The 1,489-nt window shown below is 64.1% G+C and carries 2 protein-coding genes; both read left to right on the plus strand.

Going from position 1 to position 1,489, the window contains the following annotated elements:
* On the plus strand, positions 1 to 670 hold a 670-nt coding region (locus MOV61_RS29885), incomplete at its 5' end, for an ABC transporter ATP-binding protein (RefSeq protein WP_247139172.1).
* An 8-nt stretch (positions 671 to 678) separates the two neighbouring features.
* On the plus strand, positions 679 to 1,489 hold an 811-nt coding region (locus tag MOV61_RS29890; RefSeq protein WP_247139173.1), incomplete at its 3' end, for a glycerophosphodiester phosphodiesterase.

Raw genomic sequence — 1,489 nt, forward strand, 5'->3', positions numbered from 1 at the left:
CCCGGCGCAGCTTTCCGGCGGCCAGCAGCAGCGCGTGGCGCTCGCCCGCGCTTTGATCCGCCGCCCGGACGTGCTGCTCCTCGACGAACCGCTCGCCAATCTCGACGCCAAGCTCCGGCTCGAGATGCGCTCGGAAATCCGACGGCTGCAGAAGGAAACCGGCATCACCGCCATCCTCGTCACCCATGACCAGGTCGAGGCGATGTCGATGTGCGACCGCATCGCCATCATGAAATCGGGCGAGATCGTCCAGATCGCCACGCCGTCGCAGATGTATAACGATCCGCGCACGTCCTTCGTCGCCAGCTTCCTCGGCAATCCGCCAATCTCCTTCCTCAAGGGCCGGGCTCAGCAGGGAGCATTTGTGCTCGGTGAAAACGGCTTGCGCCTGCCGCTCGCCGCGGTTTCGGGCATTCCCGACGGCACCGCGCTCAGCCTTGGCGTCCGCCCGGAACATTTCGGCACGGCGGGCGGTGTGCCCGTCGAAGGCAAGGTCGTGTTTGCGGAAACTCAAGGCCGCGAAAATCTATACGATGTCGTTCTGCCGGACGGCTCCGTGCTGCGCTCAATCCAGCCGGTGCGCGACGATGTGAAGCCGGGTGATAGCGTGCGCTGGAACCTGGACAGCGCCTCGACCTTTGTCTTTGCAGAAGGCGGACAGAGATTGTGATGGAGGCTCTGATGCACGACTTCTCCGCCTTCCTCGGAAAATTCGGCTGGCCGGAAGGGAAGGGCCGGCTGCCATTCTGCATCGGCCATCGCGGCGCGAGCGGCCATGAACGGGAAAACACGCTCACTGCTTTCCGCCGCGCAGCGGAACTCGGCGCCGAAATGTGGGAACTCGACACCCAGATGACCTCGGACGGCGTGGTCGTCGTTTCCCATGACGATCATCTGCAACGGGTCTTCCAGCAGGACCTCCATATCTCGCAGATGACTTTTGCGGAACTGCGCGAGGCGGTGCCGGATGTGCCGAGTTTCGCGGAAGTCGCCGCGCTCGGGCGGGAGACCGGTTGCGGCCTCTATGTCGAACTGAAACGGCCGGGCACCGGTCCGCTCTGCTGGCAACACCTGAAGGATATGGATCAGCGTTTCGCCTGTCTCGGTTCCTTCGATACCGCGCAGGTGTGCGAGCTGCGCGAGATGGGCTGCGATTATCCGCTCTCCGTGCTGATCCGCGTCGGTCATGATCCGCATGCGGCAGGCGAGATGGCCGGCGCCGACATCCTGCATCTGTGCTGGGAAAAGGCGAGCGATACGCCGCAGGAATTCGTCACAGAGGACCTGATCGACAGGGCTTTTGCCGAGGGCAAGGAAATCGTGCTCTGGCACGAGGAGCGGCCGGACGTCCTGAAGGATATCATGGTCCTGCCGGTGCTCGGCATCTGCACCGACCTGCCGGACCTGATGCGGCCGAGGGAAACGAGCGGCATGTCCCGCGAGCAGCGGCGCGTCACCTCCTTCGATGTCGCCCGTGCAGCCGGCGTCT

The organism is Neorhizobium sp. BETTINA12A (genome assembly GCF_023006485.1).
Classification (GTDB): Bacteria; Pseudomonadota; Alphaproteobacteria; order Rhizobiales; family Rhizobiaceae; genus Neorhizobium.